Source organism: Nonomuraea sp. LP-02 (assembly GCF_036289125.1).
Classification (GTDB): domain Bacteria; phylum Actinomycetota; class Actinomycetes; order Streptosporangiales; family Streptosporangiaceae; genus Nonomuraea; species Nonomuraea bangladeshensis.
The window spans coordinates 1,468,061-1,484,253 of record NZ_JAXCLK010000001.1 but is presented as its reverse complement, the minus strand read 5'-3'; the positions used below and the strand labels follow the sequence as shown (position 1 = coordinate 1,484,253).

Genomic DNA, 16,193 nt, shown 5'->3' with positions numbered 1-16,193 from the left:
ATGGGACTGCGCGAGGAGATGCCGCTGCTGGCCCGGCACGAGGGCGAGTGGGAGGGGGAATACCTCCACCTCGGCCGCGACGGCGCCCTGCTCGACCGGCACCGCGTCCACATGACGTGCCGCATCGTCGGCGACGCCGCCTACCACCAGACCAACCGCTACACGTGGGACGACGGCCGCACCGAGGTGCACGAGTTCCCCGCCGTCCACCTGGGCGGCGGCCGGTGCCGCATCGACACCGACCGGCTGGAGGGCGAGTTCCGCGAGGTGGACGACAGCACGATCTACCTCACCTGGCGCTACAAGGGCCGGCCGCTGCGGCTGTTCGAGCTGATCGTGCTGAGCGAGGACGGCCGCTCCCGCAGCCGGGTGTGGCAGTGGCTGGAGGACGGCGTGTGCGTGCGCCGGACGCTCATCGACGAGCGGAGGACCGGCGCGTGACCGCCTACCTGGCCCTGGCGCTGCAGCTCGGCACGCGGGCGATCAACGCGGCCGCCGACCCGCGCGCCGAGATCGCCGCCGCCGTCGCCCATGTCTCCGACCGGGTCGCGGGCTCCAAGGCGTGGCTCGGGCCGGAGCTGCGGCTGGTGGTGCTGCCCGAGTACGCGCTGACCGGCTTCCCGATGCGCGAGAGCCTGCCGGAGTGGCGCGAGCGGGCGGCGCTCGACCCCGGCGGGCCCGAATACCGCATGCTGGCCGGGATCGCCGTCCGCGACGAGGTGTTCCTGTGCGTCAACGCCTACGAGCGCGACGAGCACTTCCCCGGGCTGTACTTCCAGGCGACGGTGATCCTCTCCCCCGCCGGGGAGGTGGTGCTGCGCTACCGGCGGCTGCACTCGCTGTTCACGCCGACGCCGTACGACGTGTGGGAGCGCTACACGGAGGTGTACGGCATCGACGGGGTGCTGCCGGTGGCCCGCACCGAGATCGGCAACCTGGCGGCGCTGGCCTCGGAGGAGGTCCAGATGCCGGAGCTGGCCCGCGCGCTCGCCCTGCGCGGGGCCGAGGTGTTCTGCAACCCCACCTCGGAGGCGTCCTCGCCGGACCTGACGCCGAAGGCGATCGCCCGCCGCGCCCGCGCCGTGGAGAACCTGGCGTACGTGGTGGCGGCCAACTCCGGCGGCCTGACCGGCATCGCCGTCCCCGGCGACTCCGTCAACGGCGGCTCGGAGCTGATCGACCACCAGGGCCGGGCCCTCGCACGGGCGGGGGCGGGCGAGACGCTGGTGGCCGCGGCCGAGCTGGACTTGGCGGCGCTGCGCCGCGCGCGCCGCCGCCCCGGCCTGGCGAACCTGCCGAGCCGGGTCAAGGCGGCGCTGTGGGCCGACGAGTACGCCCGCCACGACGTCGAACGCCCCTGCGGCCTGGAGTCTGGCCCCCGTGAGCGCGCCTGGTTCCGTACCCGCCAGTCCGAGACCATCGCCCGCCTCCTCGGCCCGGAGGAGCCTCCGGCCTAGCTCTCCTTCGCCAGGGAGCCGCCGTCGGTGGACAGATGCACCACGTTGTCCTCGATCCTGGCGACCTGGTCGGGCGCGACGTACAGGTCGCGCGCGAACAGCCCGCGGCCGTCCACCTTCACGAAGCCGGTCCGCAGCAGCCGGGCCGCCAGCACGGGCGGCACGTCGGGCTCGGCGTCCCTGAAGACGTCCGACAGCACGGGCACGAAGCCGGGGCCGCGCCCGGACCGCTGTCCGTCGGTGGTGGCCGCCTGCGGGTCGCCCATCTTGACCAGCTCCACCGTCCCGACCTCCTTGCCGTCGCGGTCGACGACCTTCATGCCGGTGTGCACCTGGCTGATGCCGGGCCGCTGAGGGATCTGCACGGCAACGCTCCTTCGCTCTCGGTCCGGCCGTCACGACTACCCAGCGCGGGGGCGGAAAGTCCTGCCGAACTGGGTGGACGCGGCGTGGGATCGCGGCTCACGATGGCGGGGTGAGCCCGCCTCTTGGCCGGAGGACCACCGCATGCCCGATCTGGACGGATTGTCGTACGAGCCGCTGACCCCCGTCTCCTTCCTCGACCGGGCCGCCGACGCGCACGGCGACCGGATCGCCGTGATCGACGGGGACCGCCGCGTCACCTACCACGAGCTGCGCGACCGCTGCCGCCGGATGGCGGGCGCGCTGGCGTCCCTGGCGCGGGGCCGTCCGGTGGCGGTGCTCGCGCCGAACACCTCCGTGCTGCTGGAGGCGAACTTCGGGGTGCCGTGGGCGGGCGTGCCGCTGGTGGCGATCAACACCCGGCTCGCGCCGGGCGAGGTCGGCTACATCCTGGAGCACTCGGGGGCGGGCGTGCTGGTGCACGACCCGGTCTTCGACGGCCTGGTGGACGCGGCGTTCGCCGGGCTGGCCGAGCCGCCGCGCCGGATCCGGGCCGGCGCGGCGTACGAGGACCTGCTCGCGCAAGCGCCGCCGCTGGCGCTCACCCCGGCCGACGAGCGGGCGCTGCTGTCGATCAACTACACCTCCGGCACCACCGGCCGCCCGAAGGGCGTCATGTACCACCATCGCGGCGCTTACCTGCAGGCCCTCGCCATGGTGGGGCACGCCGGGCTGTCGCCGGCCACCGTGCACCTGTGGACGCTGCCGATGTTCCACTGCAACGGCTGGTGCTTCCCGTGGGCGGTGACGGCGGCGGCCGGGACGCACGTGTGCCTGCCGAAGCCGGACCCGGCCGAGGTGTGGCGGCTGCTGCGGGCCGAGGGCGTCACCCATCTGGAGGGCGCGCCGACCGTGCTGTCCATGATCGCCCACGCGCCGGACGCGGCTCCGCTGGAGCGCACGGTGCGGGTCTCGACGGGCGGCGCGCCGCCGTCCCCGGCGATCCTGCGCCGCATGTCGGGCCTCGGCTTCGACGTCATCCACCTGTACGGGCTCACCGAGACGTTCGGCCCGGCGATGATCTGCGACTGGCGGCCGGAGTGGGACGAGCTGACCGGCGAGCGCCAGGCGCGGCTGAAGGCCCGCCAGGGCGTCGGCAACATGATCGCCTGCACCGCCCGCGTCGTGGCCGCGGACGGCGGCGACGTGCCCGCCGACGGCACGACGGTCGGGGAGATCGCGCTGCGCGGCAACAACGTCATGCTCGGCTACTACCGCGATCCCGAGGCGACCGCGGCGGCCGCGCCGGACGGCTGGTTCCGCACCGGCGACCTCGGCGTCCGCCATCCCGACGGGTACGTGGAACTGCGCGACCGCAGCAAGGACGTGATCATCTCGGGCGGCGAGAACATCGCCTCGGTGGAGGTCGAGCAGGCCATCGCCGACCATCCGGCGGTGCTGGAGGTGGCGGTCGTCGCGGTGCCGGACGAGCACTGGGGCGAGGTGCCCGCCGCGTACGTGACGCTGCGCGACGGCGCGACGGCCACCGCGGAGGAGATCATGGAGCACGTACGGGCCCGGCTGGCGCGGTTCAAGGTGCCGAAGCGCGTGGAGTTCGGCGAGCTGCCGAAGACCTCCACCGGCAAGATCCAGAAGTACGTCCTGCGGGACAAGGCCTGGGCAGGCCAGGAGCGCCGCATCCACTGACCCCACTTTCAGACAATCTGCAGAAAAGGTAAGTACCCTCCCCCACCATGAAGTGGCAGCGTAAGATCACCACCGCGCTGGAAAGGCACACGGGCCTGCGCATCGAGCGGGTGTCCAAGACCTCCGGCCCGGCCGCCAAACCGGTCGTGCCCGCCAAGAAGGCCGCCGACGCCTCGTTCCGCCCGCCGGCGGACCCCGAGGCGGACCGGCTGCTGAGGGCGCCCGTGTTCGTCATCTCCCCTGTGCGGTCCGGCTCGACGCTGCTGCGCTCGATGCTGAACTCCCACCCCGACCTGCACGCCCCGCACGAGCTGCACGTCCGGCGGCTCGGCGTCGACTTCGGCACGAACCTGGCGGAGAAGGCGATGGCCGCGCTCGGCCACAACAAGGCCGACCTGGAGCACCTGCTCTGGGACCGGGTGCTCCACCGGGAGCTGGTCCGCAGCGGCAAGCGGTACGTCGTGGACAAGACGCCCGCCAACGCCTTCGCCTACGAGCGCCTGGCCGCCTGCTGGCCGGACGCGCGCTTCGTGTTCCTGCTGCGCCATCCCGCCTCGATCGCGACCTCCTGGCACGAGGCCAGCCCGGACCGGCGCACGCCCGAGGAGGCGGCGAAGGACGCGCTGCGCTACATGAAGGCGGTGGAGCGTGCCAGGAAGGCGCTGCCCGGCCTGACCGTGCGCTACGAGGAGCTGACCGCCGCCCCGGAGCGGACGCTGCGCGAGATCTGCGACTTCCTCGCCATCGCGTGGGAGCCCGCCATGCTGCGCTACGGCACCCCCGAGGTGGTGACCAAGGGCCTCGGCGACTGGAAGGACAAGATCCGCTCCGGGCAGGTGCAGCCGGGCCGCGAGCTGCCAGGGCCGGACGAGATCCCCGACGTCCTCAAGGGGATGGCGCGCACGTGGGGGTACCTCCCGTGAGGATCCGCTACATGCTGCTGCACGCGTACGGGATGGGCGGCACCATCCGCACGGTCGTCAACCAGGCCAACGCGATGGCCGAGGCGGGCCACGACGTGGAGATCGTCAGCGTGGTGCGCCGGCGCGGCAAGCCGCAGTTCGCCATCGACCCGCGGGTGCGCCTGTCCGCGCTGGTCGACCAGCGCGACGGGGTGTCGGCCGACTCCCTGGTGCGCAAGGTGTGGCGGCGGGCCCGCGGCAAGATCGTCCCGTACGGCGAGTTCGCCGCCGAGTGGTTCACCGAGCGCGTCGAGGCCGCCGTGATGGACTACGTGTCGTCGCTGAACGACGGCATCCTCGTCACCACCCGCCCGGCGCTCAACCTGATCTCCGCCCGCCGCGCCTCGCGCAAGGTCATCAGGATCGCCCAGGAGCACATGAACCTGGGCGCCTACCACGAGGCCGTACGCGAGCAGATCGCCCGCCACTACGGACGCTTCGACGCGGTCGCCGTGCTGACCGAGACCAGCCGCGCCGAGTACCACGCCATCCTGGACGACACGCCCATCGTGCGCATCCCGAACGCCGTCCACATGGACCACCGCGAGCACTCCGACCAGAGCAACCCGGTGGTGATCGCGGCCGGGCGGCTGGTGCCCCAGAAGGGCTACGACATGCTCATCCCGGCCTTCGCCTCGGTGGCGGAGGAGCACCCGGAGTGGCGGCTGCGCATCTTCGGCACCGGTCCTTCGCAGCAGAAGCTGCGGCAGCGCATCGACGAGACCGGCATGGACGGGCGGATCACGCTGATGGGCCGCAGCGACCGCATCCACGAGGAGCTGGCGCGGTCGTCGATCTACGCGCTCAGCTCGCGCATCGAGGGCCTGCCGATGGCGATGATCGAGGCGATGGGCCACGCCCTGCCCGTGGTCGCCTTCGACTGCCCGACCGGGCCCGCCGACGTGCTGGTCTCCGGCCAGAACGGCGTCCTGGTGCCGCCGCGCGATGTGCAGAAGCTGGGCGAGGAGCTGGGCCGGCTCATGGCCGACCGTGAGCTGCGGGCACGCCTCGGAGCCGCGGCGGCGGCGACGGCGCACGCCTACACGCCGGAGGTCGTGATGCCGCTGTGGGAGGAGCTGTTCATGCTGCTGAGCAGAGGCCGGCCGGTCCCCGCCGACTTCGGCAAGGCGCGCTGACCCCACCGGTCCCGCATCATACGCGTCAAATCCCGGTCCGGTCCGCCGTCGCCGGGGCATGCCGGGAGCGGGCCGGGAAAGGACCTCCTGAGAACCGACAGGGTGCTCAGGAGGTCGTCAATGGCCGCGTCACAAGGCATGTTCCGCCGCAAACCGGTCGAGCAGATCGCGGAGGAGCACGAGGGTGAGCTGTCCCGGTCGCTGGGGCTGTGGCAGCTCACCGCGATCGGCGTCGGCGGCATCATCGGGGCGGGCATCTTCGCCCTCGCGGGCGCGGTGGCCAACCAGACGGCCGGGCCGGCGGTGCTGGTGTCGTTCCTGCTGGCGGGGGTGGCGAGCGGGGCGGCGGCGTTCTCCTACGCCGAGTTCGCGGGCATGATCCCGAAGGCCGGCTCCGCCTACACCTACGGCTACGCGGTGCTCGGCGAGATCGTCGGCTGGTTCATCGGCTGGGACCTGCTGCTGGAGTACACCGCGATCGTGGCGGTGGTCGCCATCGGCATCTCCGGCTACTTCGGCTTCCTGGTGGAGGAGCTGGGTCTCGGGCTGCCCGCCTGGATGCTGGGCGCGCCAGGCACCGGGAACGGCCACGTGGTGGACCTGTTCGCCATGCTGTTGTGCCTGCTCATCGCCTTCCTGCTGAACCGCGGCATCAAGACGGCGGCCCGGTTCGAGACGTCCGTGGTGGCGATCAAGGTCGCGGTGGTGCTGGTGGTGATCGTGGTCGGGTTCTTCTTCATCGACCCGGCCAACTACTCGCCGTTCTTCCCGTTCGGCGTCGGCGGGGCGATCACCGGCGCGGCGACGGTGTTCTTCGCGGTGTTCGGCTACGACGCGATGAGCACGGCGGCCGAGGAGGCGCGCGACGCCCGGCGGCACATGCCGAAGGCCATCATCTACTCGCTGGTCATCTCGATGATCCTGTACGTGCTGGCCACGCTGGTGCTCACCGGCATGCAGAACTACCGGGAGATCGACCCGGTGAGCGGCTTCTCCTCGGCGTTCGCCTCCGTCGGGCTGCGAGGGCTGGCGTCGCTGATCGCGGTGGGCGCCATCATCGGCATCCTGACCGTGATGTTCACGTTCATGCTGGGCGTCACCCGCGTGTGGTTCTCGATGAGCAGGGACGGGCTGCTGCCCGCCTGGTTCGCCCGGCTGCACCCGGTGCGGCGGGTGCCCTCGCGGGTCACCTGGATCGTGGGCGTGGCCTCGGCGCTGATCGCCGGGTTCCTGCCGATCAGGGAGGCGGCCGAGCTGACCAACATCGGGATCCTGCTGGCGTTCGTGGTGGTGTGCGCGGCGGTGATCGTGCTCCGCTACCGGCAGCCTGACCTGCACCGGGAGTTCCGTACGCCGGGGATGCCGGTGGTGCCGGCGATCGGCGTGGTGTTCTCCCTCTGGCTGATCACGTTCCTGGAGCCGCTGACCTGGCTGCGCTTCGCGGTGTGGTTCCTGATCGGGCTCGTGGTCTATCTCGCCTATGGCCGGAAGCACTCGGCGCTCAACCAGGGCTGAGCCCGGTTTTGCCATCCCCATACCAACACAAAAGCGGACGAAAAGGGTCATTGCATAGCCTGGGTCGCGGGGGCTTCCATCATGACCATCGCTGCGCCGAATACTGGGCCGAACACTGGGCCGAACACTGGGCCGAACACTGGGCCGAACACTGGGCCGAACACTGGGCCGAACACTGGGCCGGACGGGTGGCAGACCATGTCGCCGACCGGCTCGCTGCCGGCCGAGCTGAACAGCTTCGTGGGCCGCCGGCGGGAGATCGCCGAGGTCAAGCGGCTGCTGGGCGAGGGCAGGCTGGTGACGCTGGCCGGCGTCGGCGGCGTCGGCAAGTCGCGGCTGGCGCTTCGGGTGGCCTTCGACCTGCGGCGGGCGTACCACGACGGGGTGTGGCTGGTGGAGCTGGCCGCGCTGGAGAGCGCCGAGCTGCTGGTCGCGACCGTCATGGCGGCGCTGGGCATCCAGGACAGCGCGTCGCGGCCCTCCCTCGAGGTGCTGGCCGCCCACCTGCGCGACCGGCGGACGCTGGTGGTGCTGGACAACTGCGAGCACCTGCTGGACCCGTGCGCGGCCCTGGCCGACCGGCTCGTACGCGCCGCCCCCGGCCTGCGGATCCTCGCCACCAGCAGGCAGGCGCTCGGCGTCACGGGCGAGCAGGTGCTGCAGGTGCCGACGCTCGCCGTCCCTGAGGCCGCCGAGGCCGGTGCGCGGGCGGATGCCCAGACCGACGCGGTGCGGCTGTTCGCCGAACGGGCGCGGGCCGTGCTGCCCGGCTTCGAGATCACCGACGCCAACCGCGAGGCCGTCGCCCGCGTCTGCCGCCGGCTCGACGGCATCCCGCTCGCCATCGAACTCGCGGCCGTACGGCTGCGCGCGCTGTCGGTCGAGCAGCTCCTGGAGCGGCTGGACGACCGCTTCCGGCTGCTCACCACCGGGGCCAGGACCGCCATGCCGCGCCAGCAGACCCTCCGCTCGCTCATCGACTGGAGCCACGCCCTCTGCACCGAGCAGGAACGGCTGCTGTGGAGCCGGCTGTCGGTGTTCTCCGGCGGGCTCGACCTGGAGGCGGCCGAGCAGGTGTGCTCCGGCGGCGGCATCCCGCCCGAGGACGTGATGGACCTGGTCGGCGGGCTGGTGGACAAGTCGGTGCTGGCCCGCGAGGAGCACCGGCAGAGCGTCAGGTACCGGCTGCTGGAGACCATCAGGCAGTACGGGCGCGAACGGCTGCGCGAGTCCGGCGAGGAGGCGGAGCTGCGTGCCCGGCACCGCGCCTACTTCCGCGACCTGGCCCTGCGGGCCCGGCGCGGCTGGTACGGGCCGGACCAGGTCGCCTGGTTCGCCCGCCTGCGCGCCGACCACGGCAACCTGCGCACCGCCCTGGACTCCGCCCTGCCCTCCGGCTCGCCCGGTTCCTCCCCGTATACGCCAGGGCCGGAGGGCACCCGCGACGGGCTGGTGCTCGCCACGGCGCTCTGCTTCCAGTGGATCGCGGCCGGGGCGCTCCGCGAGGGCCGGGCGTGGCTGGCGCGGCTGCTGGCCGCCGCGCCCGAGCCGACGCCGGAGCGGGCCGAGGCGCTGTGCGTCCAGGCCCGCCTCGCGGTGCTGCAGAGCGACTTCGAGGAGGCGGACACGCTCCTGCGGGAGTGCCGGGAGCTGGGCGCCACCCTGCCCGATCCGCCGCCGGCCGCGTCCGTCACGTACGTCGCCGGCCTGGCCGCCCTGATGCGCCACGACCCCAAGGAAGCGGTGACGCTGCTCGGCGAGGCCGCCGACGGCCACCGGGCGGACGGCGAGGAGAGCGGCGTGGTCAACGCGCTGATGTACCTGGCGACGGCGCACGGCCTGCTCGGCGACGACGAGCGGGCGATCGACCGGTTCAAGGAGTGCCTGGCGAGGTGCGAGGCGCGCCACGAACACTGGTTCCGTTCCTACACGCTGTGGCTGTTCGGCATCGAGACCTGGCGGCAGGGCGACCCGGACCGCGCGATCGAGATGGAGCGCGAGGCCATCCGGCTCAAGCAGCCGTTCGACGACCGGCTCGGCATCGCGCTCTGCGTCGAGGCGCTGGCCTGGATGACCGCGGACGCCTCAGCCGAGCGGGCCGCGACGCTGCTCGGCGCGTCGCAGGAGAGCTGGCGGGCGTTCGGCGGGCCGCTGTTCGGCTACCTGGAGGGCTACCACGACGCCGCCGAGGCGGCGGCCCGCGAGCGCCTCGGCGCCCGCGGGTTCGCCGCCGCCTTCCGCAAGGGCGTGGAGCTGCCCCCCGCCGACGTGCCCGGGTACGCAACGGGCAGCGAGAAGCAGCGGCCACGCGCCCAGCAGACCGGCGAAACCTCGCCGCTGACCCGCCGCGAGCGGGAGATCGCGGCGCTGGTCGCCCGCGGCATGAGCAACAAGGAGATCGCGGCCACCCTGGTGATCGCGCAGCGCACCGCCGAGGCGCACGTCGAGCACATCCTGTGCAAGCTCGGCTTCACCTCCCGGGCCCAGATCGCGGCCTTGGTCGCCGGCCAGGGCGATCACGCCGAGGGCTGAGGCGTGCGCAGCCGTACCGGACCGAACAGGCCGCTCGCGCGCTGGCCGGCGAAGACGAAGTGCGTCGGGCTCACCTCGTCCAGGTACGGTCCCAGCGTGCCGAGCACCAGGATCTCCACCACGTTCGCGCCCTCGGCGAGCTCGACCGGGAACCGGTACGGCGAGCAGACCCGCACCCCGCAGGGCTTCCCATTGACCACGACCTCGGCCGTGCCCCGTACCCGGCCGAGGTCGAGCAGGCCGGGCCCGGCGGCCGGGACGGTGACGGTGGTCCGGTAGCGCACGCCGCCGCTGTAGCCGGGCAGGCCCCGCTCCTCCCAGTCGCCGAGCCGCATGCGGCCGGGACCGCAGGTGAAGCGGACCGGCCCGGTGAAGGCCGCCCCCGCCCGCGCCCCGGGCCCGGTGACCACCCGCACCTCGATCGGCCCGCTCCCGAGCTCGCCGCGGAGCTCGGCGGGCAACTCGACGGGGCCGGTCGTGGGCAGGTCCACGGCGGTCGCGCCCGGCGGCGGGTCGAGCAGGAAACGCTCCTCCCCCGGCCGGTCTCCGGGCACCGCGAACCCGGCGGGCGGCGCGGACGGCCGTCCGTCCAGCCAGGCCGCCTCCGGCAGCGGGTGCGGGCGGAGCCGCAGCCAGAGCGCGGCGGGGTCGCCGTGCTGGCGGCGGCGTACGCGGGGCCGCGGCGACCAGTGCGGCCCCGAGACGGCCAGGCCGTCGGCCAGGATCCAGCCGTCCGACTCCACGGCGATCGTGTTGCGGCCGGGCCGCAGCAGGGGGGCGAGGTCGTAGCGGCGCACGCGCGGGATGTCGGCCTCCGCGTACGGGTCGAACCCGCCCTGCCGGCCCGCCTCCACCCCGTTGACCAGCACCCGGCAGAACGTGGTGGACGCCACCTGCAGCACCCGGTCCTCGCCGTCCGCCTCCACGGTGGTCTCCAGACGGGGCCCGGCGATCCATTCGGGCCGGGCGGCGTCGGCCGGGTCGTCGGCCAGGCAGGCGTAGGCCCGCAGGTCCAGCTCCTCGTCAGGGACGAGCAGCAGCTCCAGCAGGTGCTCGCCGGGCGGCACGGGGTCACGGGTGACGGCGGCGTACCCGGCGTCGTCGAGCGGGCGGGGCTCGCCGTCGAGCCAGAGCGTCTTGGCCGCGCCCGCGCCGAGCGCCAGCCACCGCGGCGGTCCCGGCGGCACGGTGAGCACGCTGCGGAACCGGGCCTCCGCCCCGGCGGCGACCCGGCCGAAGGCCAGGAACTCGACCGGCACGTGCCCCTTGGGGCCGAGGGTGTCGCGGTGCACGGGGTCCTTGCGCAGGCCGCGCGAGGCCGACCAGACCGAGGGCGTCCACGGGCCGTCGCCGACCCGCTGCTCGCCGCGCGGGCCGAAGGTGACGTGCACGGGCTCGCCGCCGGGCGTGCGCAGCGTCCAGTGTTCGACGCCGGCGCCGCCACCGAAGTCCGCCCAGGTGTCGTCGAGGGTGGGGACCAGCTCGACGTCCCATTCGTCCCCGAGGTCCGTCTCCACCGGGTACGCCGGCGTTGGCGGGGCCGGGTCGGCGGCGCGGTCGGCCGCGGGGCCGTCGAAGACCAGCAGCGCGGCGGGCCCGTCGTCGAACGGCACGACCACCTCGACGGCGTCGCCGCGCCGGACGTGGGGCAGCGGGACCGGGTCGCCGCCCGCGAAGGGGCGCAGCAGCCGGGGCGCGCCCGCCACGTCCCGTACGGTGACGCGCAGCTCGCGGGCGTACCTGGCGGGGTCGAAGTCGATGTCGGCGTCCAGCCAGCCCAGGTCCACGCCCCGCTCCTCGGGGCGGCCGACGCCGATCCTGCTGGCCATCGGATGCGTCGCGGTCAGGAACACCAGCGTGGCGTCGCCGGTCTCGCGGACCAGCGCGGGCACCGGGGCCTCCACCCGGCGCGGCATCGCGGCCAGCGCCTCCCCCACGTCCTCGGGGGTGGCGGCGAGCCGGGCCCGGCCGCGCAGCGCCGCCGGCACGGCGCCGACGGCCACCAGCAGCCCGCCCGCGTCGGCGAACGCGGCCAGCCGCGCGGCCACGTCGTCGTCCAGCACGGTGACGGCGGGCAGCACGATCGCCCGGTACGCCTCGGTGGACACCGCGAGCCGCCCGTCCGCGACCTCCGCGCGCCGTACCGAGTCCTCGTCGATCACGTCGGCGTCGAGGCCCAGCCGGTCGAGCACCCCGGGTTTCGTGGCGAACCACGCCATGTCGCCCACCAGCGCCCGGTAGACCTCGTCGGCCCGCGCCGCCTCCGGCCCCGCCGGGCCGCCGCCCGCCAGGGGCGTGCCGGACTGGACGGTCGCGGTCGGCAGCAGGACGGCGACGTCGCAGGCGTGACGGCCCAGCGACAGGGCGGCGCACAGGCGGGTCACCGCGTCGGCGAACACCCGGTGGTGCCGCCAGTACGGCTGCCGCCAGTCGGTGGACGGCGGCGCCCACTCCCACCAGCCGCGCCGGGTCGTGTAGTAGACCGCGTGCGGGTTGTAGAGCGTCGCCCCGGCCCGCAGCCAGGGCAGCAGCCAGTCGAAGGTCTCCTCCAGGGTGCCGCCCCAGCCGCTGGAGTGGAACGCCTCGATCCAGACGCGGGGCCGGCCGTACAGGTGGGCCAGCGAGGCGTGCAGGCGGGCGTCGCCGTGGTGGTCGGAGCCGGGCGCGGAGAACCAGCGGTGCGTGCGGGCGTAGTCGGCGTACAGCTCGACGCCCGCCACCGGATGCCCGGCGCGGGCCGGGTCCTGCTGGTCGCAGCCGTTCAGCAGGCCGTGCCGCTCGTGCCAGGCGGCGAGCGGGCGGAAGAACGCCTCCTCGGCCAGCTCGGCGCGGGTCCGCTGGTAGGCGGCCCAGTCGGGGTCGGCGAGCGAGAACTCCTTCCCGCGCCGCGCCAGGTGCTCCTCGGCGAAGCGGGCCGACCAGGTGGGCAGCGTGGGCAGCTCGTCCTGGAACGACCCGGCGATCACCCGCCCGAACCAGTGCCCGACGCGCCGCTCGAACTCGCCGTGCACCCGGTCGAGCAGCACCGCGCACGCCTCGGCCGACAGGTAGTCGAAGCCGCGCGTGGTGACCTCACCGCCGGGGCCGAGCCACTGCCCGGCGAACTCCGGCCGCTCCTGCACCAGGCGGGCCTGGAGGTCGGCGCCGGAGAAGCCGAGCTGGTCGTAGAACCACAGGCGGGCGCCGAGCTCGAAGGCGTCGGCGCACACCCCGTCCAGCAGCTCCCACCACGCCTCGGACAGGAACGGCGGGTCGTCGGCGTCGGCGCCGAACAGCGGCCCCGACGGGGCGAGGTTGAGTATGACGAGGTTGTGCACGCCCCCGGCGACCAGCCGCTCCATCTGCCAGCGCAGCCGGTCGCGGCGCAGGGGCTCGCCGCTCCACCACCAGATGGCGGCCGGCGAGTACGCGCGCGGCGGGTCCCGGAAGATCCGGGCGGCCTCGCTCATCCCTTCAACCCGCTGGAGAAGCCCTTGATGACGTAGCGCTGCAGGGCGAGGAAGACCGCCACGATGGGCAGCGCGCCGAGCACGAGGCCGGCGAAGACCAGGCCGTGCTGGGAGACGTACTGGCCGACGTAGGCGAAGACGCTGACCGGGACCGTCTCGAAACCGGAGCCGCCGAGGTAGACCAGCGGGGTGAAGAAGTCGTTCCAGATGAAGACCGCGTTCAGGATGAGCACGGTGCCGGTGATGGGCCGCAGCAGCGGGAAGACGACGCGGGTGAACGCCGTCAGGTGGCCGGCGCCGTCGATCTGGGCGGCGCTGGCGTACTCGCGGGGCAGCGCCCGGATGAAGCCGGTGTAGAGGAACACGGTGAACGGCAGCTGGATCCCGGTGTAGAAGAGGATCATCCCGGCGTGCGTGCCGATGAGCCCGAGGTCGGTGACCAGCCGGTAGAGCGGGATCATGCCGAGCTGGAAGGGCAGCACGATGCCGAGCAGGAACAGGATGTACAGCCCGTAGCCGAGCCGGGTCTGCACGCGGGCCAGGAAGTAGGCGGCGAACGAGCCGAGCGCGATGAGCGCGACCAGGCTGACCACGGTGATGACGGTGCTGTTGACCAGCGACGGGCCGAGCGCGGCGGCCGACCAGGCGGTGGCGAAGTTGTCCAGCGTGGGCGGGTTAGGCAGGGCCAGCGGCGCCTGCGAGATCTGCGCCGGGTCCTTCAGCGCCAGCGACACCAGCGTGTAGACGGGGAACAGGAACGCCACCGCCACCGCGATCATGACGATCTCCAGCAGGAACGTCCGCCGCATCAGACGCTCACCTCCCGGCCGCGCAGGTAGGAGACCTGGATGAGCGAGACCGCGGCCACGAACAGCGCCAGCACCAGCGCGACCGCGGTGCTGTAGCCGAACTTGCCGAAGACGAACGCCTGCTTGTACAGCACGGTGGACAGGGTCTCGGTGGCATAGCCCGGGCCGCCGTTGGTGGCGGCGAAGACCTGGTCGAACAGCTTGAGCCCGCCGATCGTGGACAGCATGAGGTTGATCGTGACGGCGGGCGCGAGCAGCGGCCAGGTGACGTACCTGAACCGCTGGAACGTGCCCGCCCCGTCGATCATCGCGGCCTCGTGCAGCTCCTTGGGCACGCCCTCCAGCCCGGCCAGGAAGATGACCATGCTGTAGCCGGCGTACTGCCACACGACCATGCCGGCGATCGACCACAGCGCCACCGACGAGTCGCCGAGCCAGTCCACGTGCAGGCCGAGCAGCCCGTTGAGCCCGGCCTCCGGGTCGGGGTTGTAGATGTACTTCCACAGGAAGGCCACCATGACCGGGCTGACGACGACCGGCGCGAAGAAGACCACGCGCAGCAGGGCGCGGCTCTTCAGCTTGGCGTGCACGCCGAGCGCCAGCAGCAGCCCGACGCCGTTCTGCACGGCGACGACGGCCAAGGTCAGCAGCAGCGTGTTGCCGATCGAGCCCATGGCCTGCTCGTCGCCGAGCAGGGTGCGGAAGTTGGCCAGGCCGACGAACGACCAGTCCTCGCCGATGCCGCTCCAGTCGGTGAAGGCGTACACGACGCCGCTGATCGCCGGGTAGAGCACGACCAGCGCGTACACCGCGAGGGCGGGGGCGGCGAACAGCCAGGGCGGGGTGGTGGCGCTGCGGCGCGGACGGGCGGCACTGGCCGGCCGCGCGCGCCGGACGGTCAAGGGGGTCACTTCCGGTACGCCTCGTCCATCTTCTTCAGTGCTTCGTCGATCGTGGAGTCGCCGGCCAGCAGCTTCTGGACGACCGCGAAGTGCACGGGCTGGACCTCGGCGTTGGGCCAGCGCTGGTCCATGAACGGCACCGCGCGGTCCTTGGTGAACGGCAGGAACGACTCCACCGCCGGGTCGATGGTGGAGGAGGCGTCCTGGGTGAGCGGGATGGCGGCGATCTCCTTGGCCCAGGCGTTGATGTTCTCCTGCTTGCCGAGGAAGTCGACGAACGCCTTGGCCGCCTCGGCGTTCCTGCCCTTGGCGCCGGCGCCGAGCCCGACGACGACGCCGGCCGGGATCCACACCGAGGCGGCGTCGTCGGCGCCCGGCAGGGGGAACATCGACAGGTCGTCGGGCGAGGAGGCGGCCTTGCGGAAGTCGGGCAGCACGGCCGAGACCTGCACGGCCATGGCGGCCTTGCCGGTGGCGACCATCGAGGTCTGCTGCTCGAAGGTGGTGCCGTTGGGCTTGTCGTTGAAGAAGCCGCGCTTCTGCAGCTCCAGGTACATCTCGAAGGCCTGCTGCCAGCCGGAGCCGGCGAAGGTGGCCTGCCCGGCCTGCTGCTTGTCGTCGAAGGTGGGGTCCTTGGCGTAGACGGTGGAGGGCACCAGCGCGTACGTGATGAGCTGGGTGACCCACGGCGTCTGCGCGCCGAGCGCGATCGGCACGACGCCGGCCTTCTTGAGCTTGTCGCAGACGGCCAGGAACTCGGTCCACGTGGCAGGCGGCGCGTCGATGCCGGCCTGCTGGAAGACCTTCTTGTTGTAGACGGCGCCGATGACCGACGAGCCGGCCGAGTACAGGTAGGTCTTGCCGTCGAGCTGGAAGGCGGGCTTGAAGCCCGCAGGGATGGTCCGCGTCCACGCCTGCGCCGACAGGTCGGCGAGCAGGCCGGCCTGGGCGATCTGGGTCATCGACATGGCGCTGCCGCTGCCGGGATAGACCACGTGCAGGTCGGGGGCGTTGCCCGCGCCGAGCTGGGTGCGCAGCGAGGTCTGCACCTGGTCGGTGGGCGCGTACGAGGGCGTGACGCGCACGCCGGGCGTGGCCTGGGCGTAGGCGGCGGCCAGTTTGTCCATCGGCGCCTTCTGGTCGGAGACGCCGACGAACTTGAGCTCGGTGGTGGTGCCGCCGCCCGTCGTCGCGGTCGTCTCCGGCCGGGTGGAGCAGGCGGTCGCGGCGCTCGCCAGCGCCAGACCGCCCATCAGGCGGAAGAACTGCCCGCGGCTCACCCGGGCGTCGTGCAGAAGGCCGGTCATGCTCGCCTACCTCCATGAATTGATTGTTAATTTAACAGCCAATTCTGTTACAAG

The 16,193-nt window shown here is 73.0% G+C and carries 12 protein-coding genes; 7 read left to right on the top strand and 5 right to left on the bottom strand.

Annotated features, from left to right (window positions below; genetic code table 11):
- Both SMD20_RS06860 and SMD20_RS06855 read left to right on the top strand, forming a co-directional pair.
- On the top strand, positions 1-441 hold the full coding sequence (locus SMD20_RS06860) for a hypothetical protein (RefSeq protein ID WP_329576419.1): 441 nt from the start codon (positions 1-3) through the stop codon (positions 439-441).
- Positions 438-1,457, top strand: coding sequence for a nitrilase-related carbon-nitrogen hydrolase (locus SMD20_RS06855; RefSeq protein WP_329576417.1), 1,020 nt, complete (start codon positions 438-440; stop codon positions 1,455-1,457). The genes SMD20_RS06860 and SMD20_RS06855 overlap by 4 nt, the downstream gene beginning before the upstream one ends.
- On the opposite strand, the gene SMD20_RS06850 is transcribed toward SMD20_RS06855, so the two are convergent.
- Positions 1,454-1,822, bottom strand: a complete 369-nt coding sequence (locus SMD20_RS06850; RefSeq protein ID WP_329576414.1) for a hypothetical protein — start codon at positions 1,820-1,822, stop codon at positions 1,454-1,456. The two genes, SMD20_RS06855 and SMD20_RS06850, sit on opposite strands and share 4 nt — an antisense overlap.
- 142 nt (positions 1,823-1,964) lie before the next feature.
- On the opposite strand from SMD20_RS06850, the gene SMD20_RS06845 reads away from it, so the two are divergent.
- The 5 genes from SMD20_RS06845 (at position 1,965) to SMD20_RS06825 (ending at position 9,672) form a co-directional block, all read left to right on the top strand.
- Complete coding sequence (locus tag SMD20_RS06845; RefSeq protein WP_329576411.1) at positions 1,965-3,527, top strand: acyl--CoA ligase family protein; 1,563 nt, start codon at positions 1,965-1,967, stop codon at positions 3,525-3,527.
- Between the two features lie 47 nt (positions 3,528-3,574).
- Positions 3,575-4,450 (top strand): sulfotransferase family protein, encoded by an 876-nt coding sequence (locus SMD20_RS06840; protein ID WP_329576407.1) that lies wholly within the window; start codon positions 3,575-3,577, stop codon positions 4,448-4,450.
- Entirely contained in the window at positions 4,447-5,625 is a 1,179-nt protein-coding gene (locus SMD20_RS06835) for a glycosyltransferase family 4 protein (protein WP_329576404.1), read from the top strand. The genes SMD20_RS06840 and SMD20_RS06835 overlap by 4 nt, the downstream gene beginning before the upstream one ends.
- A gap of 120 nt (positions 5,626-5,745) precedes the next feature.
- A complete protein-coding gene (locus SMD20_RS06830) occupies positions 5,746-7,140 on the top strand; it encodes an amino acid permease (protein WP_329576401.1) in 1,395 nt (464 codons plus the stop codon).
- A 198-nt stretch (positions 7,141-7,338) separates the two neighbouring features.
- Complete coding sequence (locus SMD20_RS06825; protein ID WP_329576398.1) at positions 7,339-9,672, top strand: ATP-binding protein; 2,334 nt, start codon at positions 7,339-7,341, stop codon at positions 9,670-9,672.
- Here the strand turns inward: SMD20_RS06825 and SMD20_RS06820 are convergent.
- The 4 genes from SMD20_RS06820 to SMD20_RS06805 are packed head-to-tail and all read right to left on the bottom strand — an operon-like array spanning position 9,657 to position 16,139.
- Positions 9,657-13,121 carry a hypothetical protein gene (locus SMD20_RS06820; RefSeq protein WP_329576395.1) on the bottom strand — a complete coding sequence of 1,155 codons (3,465 nt, stop codon included), beginning with the start codon at positions 13,119-13,121 and terminating at the stop codon, positions 9,657-9,659. The two genes, SMD20_RS06825 and SMD20_RS06820, sit on opposite strands and share 16 nt — an antisense overlap.
- Positions 13,118-13,930: a carbohydrate ABC transporter permease gene (locus SMD20_RS06815; protein WP_329576393.1), complete on the bottom strand. Its 813-nt coding sequence runs from the start codon at positions 13,928-13,930 to the stop codon at positions 13,118-13,120. Before SMD20_RS06815 ends, SMD20_RS06820 begins: the two co-directional genes overlap by 4 nt.
- Positions 13,930-14,841 (bottom strand): carbohydrate ABC transporter permease, encoded by a 912-nt coding sequence (locus SMD20_RS06810; protein WP_329576390.1) that lies wholly within the window; start codon positions 14,839-14,841, stop codon positions 13,930-13,932. Before SMD20_RS06810 ends, SMD20_RS06815 begins: the two co-directional genes overlap by 1 nt.
- On the bottom strand, positions 14,838-16,139 hold the full coding sequence (locus SMD20_RS06805) for an extracellular solute-binding protein (protein WP_329576387.1): 1,302 nt from the start codon (positions 16,137-16,139) through the stop codon (positions 14,838-14,840). Before SMD20_RS06805 ends, SMD20_RS06810 begins: the two co-directional genes overlap by 4 nt.
- Positions 16,140-16,193 lie beyond the last annotated feature (54 nt).

Bases quoted from the DNA above. Each gene is read 5' to 3' on its own strand.
- SMD20_RS06860 (WP_329576419.1), top strand. From the start codon at position 1: ATGGGACTGCGCGAGGAGATGCCGCTGCTGGCCCGGCACGAGGGCGAG.
- SMD20_RS06845 (WP_329576411.1), top strand. From the start codon at position 1,965: ATGCCCGATCTGGACGGATTGTCGTACGAGCCGCTGACCCCCGTCTCC.
- SMD20_RS06840 (WP_329576407.1), top strand. From the start codon at position 3,575: ATGAAGTGGCAGCGTAAGATCACCACCGCGCTGGAAAGGCACACGGGC.
- SMD20_RS06830 (WP_329576401.1), top strand. From the start codon at position 5,746: ATGGCCGCGTCACAAGGCATGTTCCGCCGCAAACCGGTCGAGCAGATC.
- SMD20_RS06825 (WP_329576398.1), top strand. From the start codon at position 7,339: ATGTCGCCGACCGGCTCGCTGCCGGCCGAGCTGAACAGCTTCGTGGGC.
- SMD20_RS06820 (WP_329576395.1), bottom strand. From the start codon at position 13,121: ATGAGCGAGGCCGCCCGGATCTTCCGGGACCCGCCGCGCGCGTACTCG.
- SMD20_RS06815 (WP_329576393.1), bottom strand. From the start codon at position 13,930: ATGCGGCGGACGTTCCTGCTGGAGATCGTCATGATCGCGGTGGCGGTG.
- SMD20_RS06805 (WP_329576387.1), bottom strand. From the start codon at position 16,139: ATGACCGGCCTTCTGCACGACGCCCGGGTGAGCCGCGGGCAGTTCTTC.